The 15,567-nt window shown below is 71.8% G+C and carries 18 protein-coding genes; 9 read left to right on the forward strand and 9 right to left on the reverse strand.

Annotated features, from left to right (window positions below; genetic code table 11):
* Window positions 1–179: 179 nt before the first annotated feature.
* Window positions 180–1,565, forward strand: coding sequence for a UDP-N-acetylglucosamine-peptide N-acetylglucosaminyltransferase (locus tag ACQY9S_RS20220; protein ID WP_428422245.1), 1,386 nt, complete (start codon window positions 180–182; stop codon window positions 1,563–1,565).
* A 25-nt stretch (window positions 1,566–1,590) separates the two neighbouring features.
* Here ACQY9S_RS20220 and ACQY9S_RS20225 read toward each other — a convergent pair whose 3' ends face one another.
* The 6 genes from ACQY9S_RS20225 to ACQY9S_RS20250 all read right to left on the reverse strand — a co-directional run bounded on the left by ACQY9S_RS20225 (window position 1,591) and on the right by ACQY9S_RS20250 (window position 6,866).
* A complete protein-coding gene (locus ACQY9S_RS20225) occupies window positions 1,591–2,289 on the reverse strand; it encodes an ABC transporter ATP-binding protein (protein ID WP_428422246.1) in 699 nt (232 codons plus the stop codon).
* Entirely contained in the window at window positions 2,286–3,530 is a 1,245-nt protein-coding gene (locus ACQY9S_RS20230; protein ID WP_428422248.1) for an ABC transporter permease, read from the reverse strand. The genes ACQY9S_RS20225 and ACQY9S_RS20230 overlap by 4 nt, the downstream gene beginning before the upstream one ends.
* 6 nt (window positions 3,531–3,536) lie before the next feature.
* Entirely contained in the window at window positions 3,537–4,574 is a 1,038-nt protein-coding gene (locus ACQY9S_RS20235; protein WP_428422250.1) for an efflux RND transporter periplasmic adaptor subunit, read from the reverse strand.
* A gap of 224 nt (window positions 4,575–4,798) precedes the next feature.
* Complete coding sequence (locus ACQY9S_RS20240) at window positions 4,799–5,641, reverse strand: class I SAM-dependent methyltransferase (protein WP_428422251.1); 843 nt, start codon at window positions 5,639–5,641, stop codon at window positions 4,799–4,801.
* A gap of 37 nt (window positions 5,642–5,678) precedes the next feature.
* The gene (locus tag ACQY9S_RS20245; protein ID WP_428422252.1) at window positions 5,679–6,491 is read right to left on the reverse strand and encodes a class I SAM-dependent methyltransferase; all 813 of its coding nucleotides are present in this window, start codon (window positions 6,489–6,491) and stop codon (window positions 5,679–5,681) included.
* Window positions 6,492–6,521: 30 nt separating this feature from the next.
* Window positions 6,522–6,866: a DUF4242 domain-containing protein gene (locus ACQY9S_RS20250; protein ID WP_428422253.1), complete on the reverse strand. Its 345-nt coding sequence runs from the start codon at window positions 6,864–6,866 to the stop codon at window positions 6,522–6,524.
* Between the two features lie 305 nt (window positions 6,867–7,171).
* Between ACQY9S_RS20250 and ACQY9S_RS20255 the strand changes: the two genes are divergently transcribed.
* Both ACQY9S_RS20255 and ACQY9S_RS20260 read left to right on the forward strand, forming a co-directional pair.
* Entirely contained in the window at window positions 7,172–7,705 is a 534-nt protein-coding gene (locus ACQY9S_RS20255) for an OsmC family protein (RefSeq protein WP_428422255.1), read from the forward strand.
* A 10-nt stretch (window positions 7,706–7,715) separates the two neighbouring features.
* Window positions 7,716–8,690 (forward strand): AraC family transcriptional regulator, encoded by a 975-nt coding sequence (locus ACQY9S_RS20260; RefSeq protein ID WP_428422256.1) that lies wholly within the window; start codon window positions 7,716–7,718, stop codon window positions 8,688–8,690.
* A gap of 76 nt (window positions 8,691–8,766) precedes the next feature.
* On the opposite strand, the gene ACQY9S_RS20265 is transcribed toward ACQY9S_RS20260, so the two are convergent.
* On the reverse strand, window positions 8,767–9,411 hold the full coding sequence (locus ACQY9S_RS20265; RefSeq protein ID WP_428422258.1) for a glutathione S-transferase family protein: 645 nt from the start codon (window positions 9,409–9,411) through the stop codon (window positions 8,767–8,769).
* Between the two features lie 118 nt (window positions 9,412–9,529).
* Between ACQY9S_RS20265 and ACQY9S_RS20270 the strand changes: the two genes are divergently transcribed.
* Window positions 9,530–11,095, forward strand: a complete 1,566-nt coding sequence (locus ACQY9S_RS20270; protein ID WP_428422260.1) for a DUF2779 domain-containing protein — start codon at window positions 9,530–9,532, stop codon at window positions 11,093–11,095.
* An 11-nt stretch (window positions 11,096–11,106) separates the two neighbouring features.
* Window positions 11,107–11,424, forward strand: coding sequence for a Rieske 2Fe-2S domain-containing protein (locus ACQY9S_RS20275; RefSeq protein WP_428422262.1), 318 nt, complete (start codon window positions 11,107–11,109; stop codon window positions 11,422–11,424).
* Between the two features lie 114 nt (window positions 11,425–11,538).
* Here ACQY9S_RS20275 and ACQY9S_RS20280 read toward each other — a convergent pair whose 3' ends face one another.
* Together ACQY9S_RS20280 and ACQY9S_RS20285 are read right to left on the reverse strand one after the other, a co-directional pair.
* Window positions 11,539–11,748 carry a hypothetical protein gene (locus ACQY9S_RS20280; protein WP_428422263.1) on the reverse strand — a complete coding sequence of 70 codons (210 nt, stop codon included), beginning with the start codon at window positions 11,746–11,748 and terminating at the stop codon, window positions 11,539–11,541.
* A 99-nt stretch (window positions 11,749–11,847) separates the two neighbouring features.
* Window positions 11,848–12,150, reverse strand: a complete 303-nt coding sequence (locus ACQY9S_RS20285; RefSeq protein WP_428422265.1) for a DUF6156 family protein — start codon at window positions 12,148–12,150, stop codon at window positions 11,848–11,850.
* A 42-nt stretch (window positions 12,151–12,192) separates the two neighbouring features.
* Between ACQY9S_RS20285 and ACQY9S_RS20290 the strand changes: the two genes are divergently transcribed.
* From ACQY9S_RS20290 to ACQY9S_RS20305, 4 genes are all read left to right on the forward strand, one after another.
* Window positions 12,193–12,360 (forward strand): hypothetical protein, encoded by a 168-nt coding sequence (locus tag ACQY9S_RS20290; RefSeq protein ID WP_428422266.1) that lies wholly within the window; start codon window positions 12,193–12,195, stop codon window positions 12,358–12,360.
* Window positions 12,361–12,804: 444 nt separating this feature from the next.
* Window positions 12,805–13,518, forward strand: coding sequence for an HD domain-containing protein (locus ACQY9S_RS20295; RefSeq protein WP_428422268.1), 714 nt, complete (start codon window positions 12,805–12,807; stop codon window positions 13,516–13,518).
* Window positions 13,519–13,524: 6 nt separating this feature from the next.
* Window positions 13,525–15,312 carry a thioredoxin domain-containing protein gene (locus tag ACQY9S_RS20300; RefSeq protein ID WP_428422269.1) on the forward strand — a complete coding sequence of 596 codons (1,788 nt, stop codon included), beginning with the start codon at window positions 13,525–13,527 and terminating at the stop codon, window positions 15,310–15,312.
* 32 nt (window positions 15,313–15,344) lie between these two features.
* Window positions 15,345–15,566 carry a hypothetical protein gene (locus tag ACQY9S_RS20305; RefSeq protein WP_428422271.1) on the forward strand — a complete coding sequence of 74 codons (222 nt, stop codon included), beginning with the start codon at window positions 15,345–15,347 and terminating at the stop codon, window positions 15,564–15,566.
* Window position 15,567: the final 1 nt, after the last annotated feature.

Consider the following 15,567-nt stretch of genomic DNA (forward strand, 5'->3'; position numbering starts at 1 on the left):
TCCGGCGGCGGGGTCTCGGCATTATCCGTCCCGTCGCAACGGAGCGGCATCAACACAGCGACCCGGCTCAGCGCAGTTTGCAAGGGCTACACCGCCCGCAGGCTTCGGCCCGTGCGGCGAGGGCGCAGAACTTGCGGCACCTGGCCATGGCCACCGCATTGCGCACGAGCAGCCCTACGATGAAGCACTATGCCCGCAGCCGCGCCTGGTGCGAGTGGCAGGACTTCAACACCTGGCAACCGCATGCGCTGCAGGCTTTGTCGGATCCCGATGTGGCGGCTTTGTCGCCTTTCCACCTGCTGTCCCTGCCCGGCATCACCGCGGCCCAGCAGCAGGCGTTTGCCACGCGCTGGATGGCGGATCGCCTGCTCGCCAGCGCGCACGACCGCGCCGTGCTGGCGGCAGAGTTCGCCGCCGCGGCGGCCGTGCGGGCCCTGCAGGCGGCGCCGCCGCACGCGAAGATCCGCCTCGGCTACCTCTCCGGCGACTTTCATCAGCATGCCACCGCGCTGCTGATCGTGGAGATGCTGGAGGCCCACGACCGCCGCCGCTTCGAGCTGCATGCCTACAGCTACGGTGCCGACGACGGGCAGGGCATGCGCCAGCGCCTGCAGGGGCCGTTCGAGCGTTTCAACGACATCACCGCACTGAGCGACCTGCAGGCGGCACGTGCCATCCACGCCGACGGCATCGACATCCTGGTCGATCTGAAGGGCTACACGGCCGGCACGCGCACCGCGCTGCTCACCTACCGGCCGGCCCCCTTGCAGGTGAGCTACCTCGGCTATCCGGGCACCCTGGGGGGCGCGTTCTGCGACTACGTCGTCAGCGACCGCTTCATCACCCCGGCCGGCGCCTCGGCCGACTACAGCGAAGCGCTCGCCAGGATGCCGCACAGCTACCAGCCGCGCGGGCGGCTCGCCGAGGTCGGCCCCGCACCCACTCGCCAGGCCGCCGGCCTGCCCGGCGAGGGCCTGGTGCTGTGCTGCTTCAACCAGGCCTACAAGTTCACCCCCGAAGTCTTCGACATCTGGTGCATGCTGCTGGCGCACACGCCGGGCAGCGTGCTGTGGCTGCTGCGCACCGAGCAGGCCGAAGGCAACCTGCGCCGCGAAGCCATGCAGCGCGGCATCGCGCCGCACCGCCTGGTGTTCGCCGAAGACCTGCCGCAGGCCGAGCACCTGGCCCGGCTGCAGCTGGCCGACCTGATGCTGGACACCCTGCCGTACAACGCCCACACCACCGCCAGCGACGCGCTGTGGGCCGGTGTGCCGCTCGTCACCTGCGCCGGCGACACCTTTGCCTCGCGCGTGGCGGGCAGCCTGCTGCACGCGGTGGGCTTGCCGGAGCTGGTCACGCACAGCCTGCACGACTACGGCGCGCTCGCGCTGCGGCTGGCGGGCGACCCGCAGCGCCTGCAGGCGCTGCGCGGCAAGCTCGCCAGGCAGCGGCTCGCCGCGCCGCTGTTCGATGTGGCGGGCTACACGCTGGACCTCGAGGCGCTGTACGCCGCGATGTGGTCACGCCACTGCGCGGGTTTGCCGCCGCAGGCCCTGGGGGGTTGAGTGAACGGTGGTCCGGCCGTGGGCGTCAACCCGGCCGCCATGCCATGTCGATGCGCCCGTCGACGATACCGATGCGGCGGTCTGCGGCCGAGGCGAAGTCGGCGTCGTGCGTGACGGCGACCACCGTCTTGCCGAACTCGCGGGTCAGCTTGCGCAGGATGTCGCGCACATTGGCGCTGGCGGCCGAATCGAGGTTGCCGGTCGGCTCGTCGGCCAGGATCACCAGCGGGTCGTTCGCCAGCGCACGGGCGATCGCGACGCGCTGGCGCTGGCCGCCCGACAACTGGCTCGGCCGCTTGTGGTGCTGGCCCTCCAGGCCGAACCGGTCCAGCAGCCCGGCGGCCCGCGCGCGGGCCGCCTCGTCGGACACGCGGCCGAGCTTGCGCATCGGCAGCGCCACGTTGTCGAGCGCGCTGAACTCCGCCAGCAGGAAGTGGAACTGGAACACATAGCCCAGCCGGGCCAGCCGGAAGTCGGTGAGCCGGTCGTCGTCGAAGCCGCTGGTGTCTTCGCCATCGATCCACACACGCCCCTGCGTGGGCACGTCGAGCAGGCCCAGCAGGTACAGCAAGGAGGACTTGCCCGAGCCCGAGGGCCCCATCACGCAGACGAACTCGCCGCGTGCTATTTCGAGGCTGACGTCGTTCACCAGCGTGACCGGCACCTCGCCGGCGAGCGTGCGGCTCACGTGCTCGACGCGAATCACCGGGCCCGGCGCGCTCATGCCGCGCCCCGCAGGATGTCCACCGGGTGCACGCGCCCGGCGCGGCGCGCCGGCAGGTAGGAGGCCGCCACGCACGAGGCCATCGCGAACGCGGCCGCCTGCGCGAACTGCCCGACGCCCCAGAAGATCGGCAGGTGCACGACCTCGGTCACGCCGGGCGGGCGGATCTCGATCTGCCCGAGCAGCTGCATCAGCGCCAGGCCGAGCAGCTGGCCCAGCGCGCTGCCGATCAGCCCGACGATCAGTCCTTCGAGCAGGAAGATGCGGCGCAGGTCGCGCGCATGGAAACCCATCGACTTCATGATCGCGATGTCGCGCGTCTTCTCCATCACGATGGTCGAGATGGTGTTGTAGATGCCGAACGCGGCCACCACCAGGATCGCCGCGACCACGCTGTACATGATGACGTTGCGCACCAGCAGCAGGCTCAGCAGGTCCTCCGACGCCTCGATCCACGACACCGCCTTGTAGCCGCCGGCGGCCTCGATGGTCTGCGCCACGCTCTGCGCCGCGTACGGGTCGCCGAGCTGGATGATGATGCGGTTGACGCGGTTCTCGCGCCCCAGCAGCGACTGCGCGCGCTTGAGCAGCACGAAGGCCTGGCCCTCGTCGTAGGTGGCGTTGCCGGTGCGAAAGATGCCGACCACGCGCAGCGCCCGGCTGCTGCCGTCGGCGGCCAGCACCGTGAGCGTGCCGCCCAGGCGCAGGCTGAACTTGTCGACCAGGCCGCGGCCGACGACCACGCCGTTGGGGTCGGCGGCGAGCGCATCGAGCGAGCCCTCGGTCATCTTCTCCTCGATGGTCGTCACATGCTTCATCTTCTCGGGCACCACGCCCGACAGCGTGACGCCCTGCTGGCGCCCCGCGAAGGTGAGCACCGCCGCGTCGGCCAGCACCGGCGCGGCGCGCACGCCGGGCAGGCCCTCGATGAAGGCCAGGCGTTGCGGCCAGCCGCGGATGCCGCGCGTCTCGCGCAGCGGCCTCACGTTGTGCACGCTGACGGCCGCCTCGGGCCAGCGCAGCGCGGCCGGCTGCGCGCGGCCCTGGCGCACATCGTCGTACACCGTGATGTGCGGGCTGTTGTCGACCAGGCGCTTCAGGAAGTCGTTCTCCGAGCCGCGCATCAGGCCCGACACGGCGAGGAAGAACGCGACCCCCAGCACCACGCCGGTGAGCGACACCAGCGTCTGCCGCTTGCGGCTCGTCAGGTGGGCCAGCGCGACATCGAGCGTGATCGTCATGCTGTGTCAGCGTGCGGCCGAGGCCGCCGCGGCGGGCACGCTGCGCGCGCGCTGCCCGTCGCGCAGGGCCTCGGCGGGCGACAGCACCACCGTCTCGCCGTCGGCGAGCCCGGCGACGATCTCGGTGCGCTCGCCGCCGACCACCCCCTTGCCCACCGTGCGCCGCTGCAGCCGGCCTTGCGCCAGCACCCACAGCGCGTCGCCCTTGAGCGCGCGGTTCGGCACCAGCAGCGCGCCTTCGCGGCGCGACACGATCAGGTTGGCGTCCATCGTCATGCCGCTGCGCATCGGGCCGGCGTTGACGGCCGGCGCGTCGGCCAGGCGTATGCGCACGCGGTAGCTGCGCGACACCGGATCGCCCTTGGGCGTGATATCGGCCACCTCGCCGTCGAACAGGCGCCCGGGCAAGGCATCGCTGCGCATCGTGACCTTCTGGCCGACCACGACGCGGGCAATGTCCTCTTCGTCGACTTCGGCCGCCACGCGCAGCGGGGCGCAGCAGGCCAGCGTGAACACGGCCTGGCCGGCCGGCACGAACTGGCCGGCTTCGCCGTCGCGGCGCAGCACCATGCCGTCGGCCGGGGCGACCAGCTGGTTGTAGGCGCGCTGGGCCTCGGCCCGCCGGGTGGCGGCCTGCGCGGCGTGCAGCTCGCTGCGCGTGCGGTCGAGCTCGGCCGGCGCGACGAAGCGCTTTTCCACCAGGTCGCTGGTGCGCTCGAACTGCAGGCGGGCCAGCTGTTCGCGCGCGCGCATCTCCTGCACGGTCTGATCGAGGTCGCTCGACTCGATGCGCGCCAGCACCTGTCCGCGCCGGACCGGCGCACCTTCCTCGGCGTCGATCGTCAGCAGCCGACCGCCAGCGCGCGGCGCCACCGGCACCATCACGGTGGGCTCGACCGTGCCGGTGGCGTACACCGCCTCGATCGCCGGGCCGCGCGCGGGCAATGCGGTCTCCACGCGCGCGGGCCATTGCCACCAGACGATGGCGGTCGCCACCGCCGCCAACGCGGCCAGACCGACGACGACTCCCGTTTTTCGCTGCAAGCGCTCCTCCGCCTCCCTTGGGTGCAGGGGCACTATCGCATGGCGCGTGCGCGCGGTCGCGGTCGATCCGTGATCTGAATCAAGCGTGCTGCTCGTGCCCGGTGCGCGAACCGCGCCTGCAACAGGACGGGCCCGGTTTCACCGCTGCAGTGTGCGCTCTGGCCGTGCCTTGTCCATCGTCGAGCGGCCCGTGACAGCGCCGCCTCCGGGTCCGCGTCGAGAACTCACCCCGGCCCCTCGGGAAGCCGGGCCGGCGCGACCGCGGCAACGATGACGAATTCACCCGGGACGCTGTAGCCCGCACCGTGCCGCCAGGGTTCGATCGCCGCCAGGTACCGGGCGCGGACCCGCGTTCGGGCGTCGGCGCCGAAGCGCGACCACGCCAACGCCACCGGGCCACCGACGAAGGCCGCGCTGCAGGCCTCGTCGGCATCGGCGTAGCGCAGTGCCGTTGCGATGCGCCGGTGCACGACGCCCTCGAAGCCGGCTTCGGCACACCCTCGGGCCAGCGTGTCCTGCTGCCCCAGGCGGAAGAACAGCGGGCACACGTCGCTCGCGACCTCGGCGTCCACGATGCCGAACAGCGCCGACCATCCGCACCGCGCGCGCTCTCCCCACACGGCGAGAACCAGGCGACCGCCAGGCCGCAGGACCCGCAGCATCTCGCGCAAGGCCCGCTCGGGGTCGGGCATGTACATGAGGCCGAGCGCGCACAGCGCGACATCGAAGCCGGCATCCGGCAGGGCCAGCCGCTCGGCGTCCATGCGCGCGAAGCCGACGTTCGGCAACTGCCGTGCCGAAGCCCGCTGCGCCGCGGCATCGACCATCTGCCCGGACAGGTCGATGCCGAGCACCCGCCCGTGCGGACCGACCGCGCAGGCGGCGTCGAGCGTGACCAGCCCGGTGCCGCAGGCCACGTCGAGCACGCGCTCGCCCGGCGCCAGCGACGCCGAGGCCAGCAGTGCGGCCTGGGCGCCGGCCAGCTGCGCTTGCCAGAGCGGTTCGTAGTCGCGGGCCGCCAGATCCCAGCCGTAGCGCTGGAGGCGCCGTTGCAGCTTCGCATCCATCGTCAACGGTGCTTGGTGGCTGGCTCGAAGGCCGGGCTCAGCGCCGCGTGACGACCACTTCGAGGTACTCGCTGGGCACCACCAGCGAGCCTGCGCCGGCCTGGTTCGTCCGGTTCAGCAGCTCGCTCAGGTCGCGCTCCAGTGCCAGCGCGCCGTCGGCGGGCAGGGCCGCGAAGGCCTTGTGTATCGGCCCGTACCAGGTGCGGAAGACTTCGATGAAATGCGCGGCCGAGCGGTAGCGGAAGTGGAACAGCCGCGGCGTCACCGCCACCCGCGCGGCACATTCGCCGAACAGCGCCTGCAGATGCTTCTCGACGCCCCACAGCGAAGGCGGCTGCACACCCGCCGGCGGCGGCATGTGGCGCCCCAGCGTCTTGAACACCTGGCCGATGAAGCCCTCCGGGGTCCAGTTGGCCAGGCCGATCCGGCCCCCCGGCCGGCACACCCGCGCCAGCTCGGCGGCCGCCCGGGCCTGGTCGGGCGAGAACATCACGCCGAAGGTCGACAGCACGACATCGAAGCTGGCGTCCTCGAAGGGCAGTGCCTCGGCGTCGGCCACCTGGAACTTCACGTCCAGGCGCTCCGCCCGCGCCCGCTCGGCGCCCCGGTCGAGCAGGGCGGCCACGTAGTCGGTCGAGGTCACCTGGCAGCCGCGGCGCGCCGCGGCCAGCGTGGCATTGCCGTTGCCGGCCGCCACGTCGAGCACGCGTTCGTCGCAGCGCAGGTCGCAGGCTTCGGCGAGCTGTTCTCCGACGAGCTGCAAGGTGGTGCCGATGACGGCGTAGTCACCGCTGGCCCACGCTGTCTGCTGGCGGGTTTTCAGTGCATTGAGGTCGGGCGGTGCATTCATGGTGCTTGTCTCCTTGCTGACCGGGCGGCGCTATTCCGCCGTGGTGGGATCGATGACTGCCGTGATCTGCGAAACGCGGTTCGCGGGGAATTCGCCTTGCCGGGCGTGCTCCAGGACCATCTCCTCGTTCGGTGCGATGTACACGCAGTACACCTTGTCGCCGGTGACGTAGCTTTGCAGCCACTGCACTTGCGGGCCCAACTTGCTGAGGACCTTGTTGGACTTCTGCGAGATCGCTTTCAGGTCCCGCTCGGAGAGCTGTCCAGCTCCCGGAATCTCGCGCTCGATGACAAACTTCGGCATGGCAATCTCCAATTCGTGGTTGACGAGAGGTGCACGGTTCACGTCGGCATCGGCCGGGTCGGATGAATGCACCCCTGAGTGCTCGATCCCCGGTCGACAAGCCGACACGGGTGATCTTGCGGCGAAGGACGGTGGCTGTCGATCGGCCGTCGTCCTGGGTTGAACTGTCGCGCGCCGGCGCGGTGGCGTCCTGCCTGTGCGTCGGCCAGGCTTGTCCGATCGTCCGCATTTCGCCTGCGGCGTGCCTTGCTGCTGACCCAAGGTCCGGGAGGGCTGTCCATTCGTCCGGCCGGCCCCGGCGGGCCGTCGCGCCCCTAGGCACGGCGCACCGACGCGCCCAGAATCGAAGGCTTGTGGAACCGACGCGGAGAGCAAGCATGACAGCGCGAGACATTGCGACGGCGTGGCATCGAGTGGAAGCCGTGTTGCGGCGGCGCCCCGAGGCCGGCCTGTGCGACGATGCGCCGGCCACGGCGCGCTGGGATGGCGGCACGAGGGTTGTCGCGAGCCACGCGAACGGCACACAGGTGCTGACCGACATGCCGGCAGAACTGGGCGGCAGCGGCGACCAGGTCTCGCCGGGCTGGCTGCTGCGGGCGGGATTCGCCTCCTGCACCGCCACCCGCATTGCCATGGCCGCCGCTGCCCAGGGAATCGAGCTGCAAGCGCTCGAGGTGCTGGCCAGCAGCCGATCGGACACGCGCGGGCTGCTGGGCCTGGCGGACGCCGATGGCGAACCAGTGCCTGCCGGACCGAGCGACGTGCAGATGCGCGTGCGGATCTCCGCGCCCCGTGTCCCTGCGCAGCGTCTGCGCGAGCTGGTCGAGGAGAGCTATCGCTGTTCACCGACGGTTTGCGCCTTGGAGAACGCCGTGCCGGTGGCATTGCGCGTCGAGATCGCCACCGAATGAGGGCCGGGTGATGGATGCCTTGTCGGAGACCCTTCGCGTCGTGCGGCTGGTCGGTGCCATCTTCATCAACGGCAGGTTCACCGCGCCCTGGTGCTACCAGTCACCCAGCGCCGACACGGCGGCGCCGCTGCTGGAGCCCGGTGCCGATCGCGTGGTGATCTTCCACCTGATCACTGAAGGCGAATGCCATGTCGAGCTCGGCAGCGACCCGCCGGTGCGTCTGATCGCAGGCGACGTCGTCGTCTTTCCCCAGGGCCACGCGCATCGCATGACGTCCCAGCCCGGTCTGGCGCCGGCCGCCGGCGGCGCGGGCCTGGCCACCGTGCTGTCGCGCCGTCCGCGCCAGCTGGCCTACGGCGGCGGCGGCTCGACGACCCGTCTGGTGTGCGGCTACCTCGCTTGCGATGCCCGCCTGGCGCGGATGCTGCTGGCGGGGCTGCCTCCGCTGCTCAAGGTCAATGTGCGCGGCTCGAATGCCGGCGTCTGGCTGGAGGCTTCGGTGCGCTATGCGCTGGCCGAGGCGCGCTCACCGCGGCCCGGCGGCGCGGGGGTGCTGGCCAAGCTGGCCGAGGTGCTGTTCATCGAGGTGCTGCGCCTGTACATGAACGAGCGCAGCGAGGGCCGTACCGGCTGGCTGGCGGGCGTGGGCGACCGGATCGTCGGTGCCGCGTTGAACGCGCTGCACAAGAATCCCGCGCAGGCCTGGACGCTGGACGAACTGGCGCGCACGGCCGGCACCTCGAGGTCGGTGCTGGCCGAGCGCTTTGCGCATCTGGTGGGGAGCTCGCCGATGCAGTACCTGACGCAATGGCGCATGCTGCTGGCCGCCAATCTCCTGCGGCGCAGCAATGCCCCGCTGGCGCGCGTGGCCGAGGACGTGGGCTACCAGACCGACACCGCCTTCAGCCGGGCGTTCCGGCGCGAATACGGCGCACCGCCGGCGGCGTGGCGTCGAAGCCAGTCGGCTCGCGATCCGGTTCAATGAACTCGCCCGCGCGGGCACCTCGCGGGCCGGCTGGCGCCGCACGCAGGCCGGGGCGCGGCGATTCCCGCCGTCGCTTTCACCGGTAGCCTTCCTCGCTCAGCACGCGCTGCACCACCGGCCGCGCACGCACGCGCCGGTAGTGCGCGGCGCAGCGCGGCGGCAGCGCCAGGCCGATCTTGTCGGCCCAGAACTCGACGTAGAACAGCGCCGCATCGGCGATCGAGAAATCCGCGCCCAGCGCAAAGCCCGCCTCGGGCAGGCGCGCCTCGACGATCGCGAAGGCCTCGCCGACCATCTCGCGGCCGCGTGCCTGGATGGCGTCGCGCCCTGCGCTGCGGGCGGCGGCGTCCAGACCCGGCGGCAGGTAGTTGTCCGGGGTGAAGACGCGCGTGTAGCCCTGGCCGTGCACGCTGCCCACCACGTGCTCCATCAGCTCGATGGCCGAGGCGGCCTGCAGCGGGTCGTCGGGCAGCAGGCGCGCGCGCGGGTGCTGGCGGGCCAGCCAGTAGGCGATGGCCTGGAACTCGGTGAGCACGCGGCCGTCGGACAGCCGCAGCGCCGGGATCGTGCCCTTGGGGTTGAGTGCCAGGTACTCGGGCCGGCGGTGATCGCCCGCGGGCAGGTTCAGTACCGTCACCTCGAAGGGCAGCTCCAGGGTTTCGAGCAGGATGTGGATGCCCGTCGAGCACGAGCCGGGTGTCATGTAGAACATCGGATTCATGCACCGTGCCTTGCAAGTTGCGTGACAGCACCCGCCGGGCCCTGCACGGGGCTTGCTTGAGAGGGGCAGCCACCGCCGGCGAGGCTTGCCCCGGTGTCGCGTTTGTCCACTTGTGCCCATGCTCGCCGACCCTCACCTGAACCACGACGACCTGCGCCGTTGGCGCGCCTGCGCGCGCCGCTTCTGGCTGCACCGCCGGCGCAGCGCAGCGAACGACCCGGCCGCGCCCGCGGGGGACGATCCGGCTGCCGACGCCAGCGCCGAAGCCGCGGTGGTCCATGGCCCGGCACCCGGCGATGCCTTGCGCGCCACGTTCCCCGGCGCCGTGGGCATCAGCGCACCGGGCACGCCGGCCGAGTGGGCGCACGCCGTGCGGGACACCGCGGCCCGGCTGTCCGAACGCCGCATGCATCAGGAAGGCCGGGCCCTGTTCGGCGCCTGCCTGGCCGGCAGCGACGGGGCGCAGGTGTGCATCGATGTGCTCACGCAAGGCGAACACGGACTGCGCCTGTTCAAGGTCCGCTATGCCACGGTCGCGGACGAAGCCGATGTCGACGTGGTGGCGCTGTGGGCCCATGTCGCGGCGCGTGGCGGCCTGCGCGTGCAGAGCGTGGGCCTGCTGCTGGTGGACACCGAGTTCACCTACCCCGGCCACGGCTGCTATGCCGGGCTGTTCCGCGAGGTGGACCTGGGCCCGGTGCTGGGCTCGCGGCCGGTGGCGTCGTGGCTGGCGGCGATGCAGGCCTGCGACCGCGGGCCGCAACCGCAGGCCGATACCGGGGCGCAGTGCACGCAACACGGCGGGTGCGACTTCATCGACCACTGCCGTGCGCACGGCGACGCGCAGGGCCCGGCGCACGCCAAGGCAGCGGGGCAGGCGAGCCTGGAGATCGTCGGCCGCGAACTCGCCGCCGAGCTGCGCCACGAGGGCCATGCCGACCTGCGCAGCGTGCCCGAACACCGCCTGGCCGATGCGCGCCACCGCCGCGCGCTGCGCGCCATTCAGCAAGGTGCACCGGTGCTGGAGCCGGCGGTCGCGGCCCTCATGCAGGCCCAGGGCTACCCGCGCCGCACGCTGCGCTTCGACACCATCGGCTTCGCGGTGCCGGTGTGGGCCGGCACCCAGCCCTACCAGGTGCTGCCCTTCCAATGGACCTGCGATGTCGAACCCGCGCCGGGCCAGTTGCTGCGCAAGGCCTTTCTGGCCGACGCCCGGGGCGACCCGCGCCGCGCCTTTGCGCAGACGCTGCTGCAGGCGCTGGGCGACAGCGGGCCGGTGTTCGCCTACAACGCGGGCTTCGAGCGCAACCGCATCCGCGAGCTGGCGCTGCGCTTCGACGACCTGGCCGCCGCGCTCGAGGCGCTGCTGCCGCGCATCGTCGACCTGTTCCAGATCGCACGCACCCACTACTACCACCCGCTGATGCGCGGCTCGTGGTCGTTCAAGTCGGTATTCGGCGCGATCGCCCCCGAGCTGCACGCCGCCCGGTTCGAGTGCGACGGCGAGCCTTCATCCCAGGCGGCGTTCGCCCGTTCGCTGCAACGCGGCCTGGACGCCGCGACCCTGCAGCGGCTGCAGGACGCCTTGCGCTCTCACGGCCAGCGCCAGACCGAGGCCTTGCGCCGCATGGTGGCCTTGTTCGAGGGCGCGGCTCCCGCATCGCCGGCCCGGGCCGGTTCCTGAAAGGCAACACCGTGACGTACCAGACCCTTTGCAAGCAACGCTACCTGGCCGAGGGCGAGTCGGTGCCGTTCATGCTGGGCGGCCGCGAGGTCATCGTGCTGTGGCCCGACGGCGGGCAGCCGCGCGCCTTCGAGGGCGTGTGTCCGCACGAAGGCCAGTCGCTGGTCAACAACGCCGACTTCAATGGCCGCATCCTCGTGTGCACCGTGCACGGCTGGGTCTTCGACGGCCGCGACGGCCAGGGCCTGAGCCCCGCCGGGTGCCGGCTCACCGAGTTCCCGCTGCGCATGGCGCAAGGCCTGGTGGAGATCGACCTCGACGCCGCCTGATCGGGGCGGGCCAGCATTGACGCGGCGCAAGACCCGCACATCTTCATGACGAAGAAGGGGCGAGTTTTCACTCTCGGAACCGGCGCCGCCGCGAACGCTGCGCGCCATGCGCCGTCAGGCCGCCTTTGCCGACTTCAGCGTGCCGAGCAACTGCTCCGCTCCCACCGCCAGGCCGGAAGCGTCGTGCGCCTTGCCGTACAGCACCGTCCACACGAGCTTGGACAAGGTCTGTTCGAGTCGCTGTGCCACGTCGGCGGGAACGTATTCGCCGGCTGCTGCGCCACTGGCCGCATCGGCTGCGAAGCTGAAGGTCTGCAATGCCATATCGTCACTCCTGAAGCGGTTGCGCCTTCACCGCGAAGGCGTGATTCCACAGTAGCAACGCCGCCTAACCCAATGGGCAAGCTGGGGCATTGAGCGAGCTCAATGCTCGTTCGCGGCGGAGCCGATCTGCAGCTGCTGCGGCTCTTCGTCCGGCGTGCTGATGGTGGCGCCGCACAGCGTGCCGTCGCTGCCGTAGCGGTAGTCGTGGCGCAGCTCGACTTCGGCATAGACCAGCTTCTCGAGCCAGACCATGCGGCCGGCCGCGTCGTAGGCGGCGCGGAAATAGGTGTTGCGGTTGCGCAGGGCCTCGGGCGCCAACTCCTCGACCAGGCACAGCGGCAGCGTCATGCCGCGGTAGGTGAGGAAGTAGCGCAGGTGGGGTGCGTCGGTGGTGGTCAACATGTTGCTTGTGGGTTCATGGTGTAGGACAGCAGGGGAGCTGCGATGACCGTGCAACAACTGATCCAGGCCTTGAGCAGCCTGCCACCGCGTGCGACCGTGCTGCTCGAAGGCGACGCAGGCTATTCGCCGCTGGGCGGCGTCGCCGTGGTGAGCAATGGCGGCGGCCTGCCCGACGAGGTGCTGCTGCAGCCGGACATGACGCCTGATTGACGAGATGACCGCGCCCATGTCGTTTCGCTCCTGCCGCCCGAAAGGGCCATCGACCGCGCGTTGCTGACGAGGCCGCCGGGCGAGCGGCTCCGCTCATGTCCCCCGGCGTCGGCCTGAAGGCCGACCCCTCCTCCTTTACTTCGCTACGCCGCTCACCCGACGCCCTCGCCAGCACTCACCGTCGCCACCTGCGCAGGCCGTCGAACCCCGACAGGCCGCGGTGGTGGCAGCGCTGGGACGGGTTGCTGTGTGGAGTGAAGTAAAGGAGGAGGGCCGGGCGACAGCCCGGCCCGGGGGACATGAACGCAACACAGCGACCCGGCACAGCGCCCCCGCGGCCGATGGCATGCTTCCTGCGCCCCGTGCCGCATGGCGCACACGAGCACAGCCGGGGGGGCAGGTTTGTCGCAAAGCCGACAAGCCGCGTGGCCCGGTGCGGTGCCGATGAGCGGCCTGGAGCGGCTCACGCCCACCGGGCGCTGGGGCCTGCTGGCCGCGGCGCTGATGGGCCCCCGCCCCGCGCTGTTCTTCGAGGCGCTGCGTGTGCGGGCCGAGCTGAAGGGCCTGCTGCCCGAGCTCGATGCCCTGTTCGGCGTGCCGCAGCTCTGCGACGGCCCCGAGCCGGTGGACGTGGGCGTGCACCAGCTGCGCCTCGTCAACGAGTTGGCGCGCGCCCAGGCGCCGCTGGCGGTTCGCTTCGCCGCGCTGATGCACAAGATCGGCAAGGGCGGCACGCCGCGCGAGATGCTGCCCAGCCACCACCGGCACGAGCAGCGTGGCCGTGCCCTGCTCGACGGCCTGGCGCAGCGCATCGAGGTGCCCGACGCGGCACTCGACCTGGCCCGCCTGGCGATCGACGAATGCGACCGCGTGCACCGTGTCAGCGACCTGCGCGCCGGGCCGATCGCCGCGCTGCTGGAGCGCGTGCAGGCACTGGCGCGGCCCGAGCGCTTCGAGCAGTTGCTGTGCGTGTGCAGCTTCGACTACGCGGTCTATCCCGGCCACAGCGCCGCCGAGTATCCGAAGGCGCCGCGCCTGCGCCGTGCGCTGGCGGCCTATGCCGGCGCCGATGTCGCGGGCCTGACGCCCGAGTCGGCCCTGCACGCGCGCGCCCAGGCGATCGCGCACACGCTGCGGGGCAGCGCCAGCCTGTCTTGAATTGCCATGCCGAACCACCTCGCCGCCGAGTCGTCGACCTACCTGCGCCAGCATGCCGGCCAGCCGGTCGACTGGTACCCCTGGGGCGAGGAAGCGCTGGCGCGCGCGCAACGCGAAGACAAACCCATCCTGCTGTCGATCGGCTACGCGGCCTGCCATTGGTGCCACGTGATGTCACGCGAGTCGTTTGCCGACGCGGCCACCGCCGCCCTGATGAACGAGGGCTTCGTCTGCATCCTGGTCGATCGCGAGGAGCGCCCCGACCTCGATCAGGTCTACCAGCAGGTGCACCAGCTGCTGCGCCGCACGAGCGGTGGCTGGCCGCTGACGATCTTCCTGTCGCCGCAAGGCCTGCCGTTCTACAGCGGCACCTTCTTCCCGCGGGAGGCGCAGGCGGACCAGCCGGCCTTTCGCAATGTGCTGGGCTCGGTGAGCACGGTCTGGCGCGAGCAGCGCGCCGCGCTGGCGCGGCAGGACGACGCGCTGCGGTCCGCATTGGCCGCCAGCGAGCCGCACGCCGACGCGCGCGCCGTGCTCGATGCCTCCGTGCGCGACGCGGCCTGCCAGCAGCTCGCGGCGGCCTTCGACGCCGAGCAGGGCGGCTTCGGTGCGGCGCCGAAGTTCCCGCACCCCACCGACCTGGCCTTCCTGCTGCAACGCGGCCGCGACGAGAGCGACGAGCAGGCGCTCCACATGGCCCTCTTCACGCTGCGCAAGATGGCCGAAGGCGGCCTGTACGACCAGATCGGCGGCGGCTTCTTCCGCTACAGCGTCGATGCGCAGTGGCGCGTGCCGCACTTCGAGAAGATGCTCTGCGACAACGGCGTGCTGCTGGCGCTGTATGCGCAGGCGCTCGCGCTCACCGGCGAGCCGCTGTTCCGCCGCGTCGTCGAAGACACCGTGGGCTGGGCCTTGCGCGACATGCGGTCCGCCGCGGGCGGCTTCCATGCCTCGCTGGCAGCCGATGACGCGCAGGGGCACGAAGGGCGCGCCTACGTCTGGGAATCCGAGCCGCTGCGCCTGGCGCTGTCGCCCAACGAATGGGATGTGTGCGCGGCGCACTGGGGCCTGCTCGATGCGCCCGACTTCGAGGGCCGCTACTGGCAGCTGCGCGTGGCCCGCCCCGCCGCGGCCCTGGCCGCCACGCTGCGCCGCCCCGAAGCGATGGTGGAGGAGCTGATCGCCTCGGCCCGCGCGAAGCTGCTGGCGCAGCGCGAGAAGCGCGACCCGCGCGAACGCCCGGCGCGCGACGACAAGCAGCTGACCGGCTGGAACGCGCTGATGATCACCGGCCTGGCCCGCGCCGCGGCGGTGTGCCAGCGTGCCGACTGGCTGCAGGCGGCGCGCGCGGCGCTGGCCTTCCTGAAGGCCGAGCGCTGGCACGGCGGGCGGCTGCTGGCCGGGCCCGGCCAGAGCGCCTTCCTGGACGACCACGCCTTCCTGCTGGAAGCGGTGCTCGCGCTGCACGACGCCGACCCGCACGCCGACGACCTGGCGTTCGCGACGGCGATCGCCGAGGCCTTGCTGGCGCAGTTCGAAGACCCCGTCGAGGGCGGCTTCTTCTACACCCGCCACGACGCCGCGCCGTTGATCCACCGGCCCAAGACCGGCGTGGACGCGGCCACGCCGTCGGGCAACGGCACCGCCGCGCTGGCGCTGCAGGCCCTGGGCCGGCGCCTCGACGTGCCGCGCTACTTCGCGGCGGCCGAGCGCTGCGTGGACCTCTTTGCCGCCACCGTGCGGCACGACCCGGCCAGCCACACCCGCCTGCTGCAGGCCGCGCTGTCGGCATGACGCCCGCCGCCGGCAGCCCACGACACCGCGCCATGCCCGCCGACCTCGACACCCTGGAAACCCGCGTGCACGTGCTCGAGGCCGTGATGCTGGCCCTGGTGCGCATGCACCCGGCCGCCGACCCGCTGCTGGCCGAGTTCGACCGCGCGATCGCGCGGCTGGCCACCTTTCTCGATCACGCCGGCCAGGAGGCGGCACTGCAGCGCCTGCGCCAGCAGGCCGAGCGCGTGCGACTGCAGATCGAGCCGGAGTGAG

This window comes from Methylibium sp., from assembly GCF_965279545.1.
Lineage (GTDB): Bacteria > Pseudomonadota > Gammaproteobacteria > Burkholderiales > Burkholderiaceae_C > Methylibium.

Bases quoted from the DNA above. Each gene is read 5' to 3' on its own strand.
- ACQY9S_RS20260 (WP_428422256.1), top strand. From the start codon at position 7,716: ATGGATGCCTTGTCGGAGACCCTTCGCGTCGTGCGGCTGGTCGGTGCC.
- ACQY9S_RS20305 (WP_428422271.1), top strand. From the start codon at position 15,345: ATGCCCGCCGACCTCGACACCCTGGAAACCCGCGTGCACGTGCTCGAG.
- ACQY9S_RS20220 (WP_428422245.1), top strand. From the start codon at position 180: ATGAAGCACTATGCCCGCAGCCGCGCCTGGTGCGAGTGGCAGGACTTC.
- ACQY9S_RS20230 (WP_428422248.1), bottom strand. From the start codon at position 3,530: ATGACGATCACGCTCGATGTCGCGCTGGCCCACCTGACGAGCCGCAAG.
- ACQY9S_RS20240 (WP_428422251.1), bottom strand. From the start codon at position 5,641: ATGGATGCGAAGCTGCAACGGCGCCTCCAGCGCTACGGCTGGGATCTG.
- ACQY9S_RS20295 (WP_428422268.1), top strand. From the start codon at position 12,805: ATGAGCGGCCTGGAGCGGCTCACGCCCACCGGGCGCTGGGGCCTGCTG.
- ACQY9S_RS20285 (WP_428422265.1), bottom strand. From the start codon at position 12,150: ATGTTGACCACCACCGACGCACCCCACCTGCGCTACTTCCTCACCTAC.
- ACQY9S_RS20265 (WP_428422258.1), bottom strand. From the start codon at position 9,411: ATGAATCCGATGTTCTACATGACACCCGGCTCGTGCTCGACGGGCATC.
- ACQY9S_RS20255 (WP_428422255.1), top strand. From the start codon at position 7,172: ATGACAGCGCGAGACATTGCGACGGCGTGGCATCGAGTGGAAGCCGTG.
- ACQY9S_RS20270 (WP_428422260.1), top strand. From the start codon at position 9,530: ATGCTCGCCGACCCTCACCTGAACCACGACGACCTGCGCCGTTGGCGC.
- ACQY9S_RS20225 (WP_428422246.1), bottom strand. From the start codon at position 2,289: ATGAGCGCGCCGGGCCCGGTGATTCGCGTCGAGCACGTGAGCCGCACG.
- ACQY9S_RS20280 (WP_428422263.1), bottom strand. From the start codon at position 11,748: ATGGCATTGCAGACCTTCAGCTTCGCAGCCGATGCGGCCAGTGGCGCA.
- ACQY9S_RS20300 (WP_428422269.1), top strand. From the start codon at position 13,525: ATGCCGAACCACCTCGCCGCCGAGTCGTCGACCTACCTGCGCCAGCAT.
- ACQY9S_RS20290 (WP_428422266.1), top strand. From the start codon at position 12,193: ATGACCGTGCAACAACTGATCCAGGCCTTGAGCAGCCTGCCACCGCGT.
- ACQY9S_RS20245 (WP_428422252.1), bottom strand. From the start codon at position 6,491: ATGAATGCACCGCCCGACCTCAATGCACTGAAAACCCGCCAGCAGACA.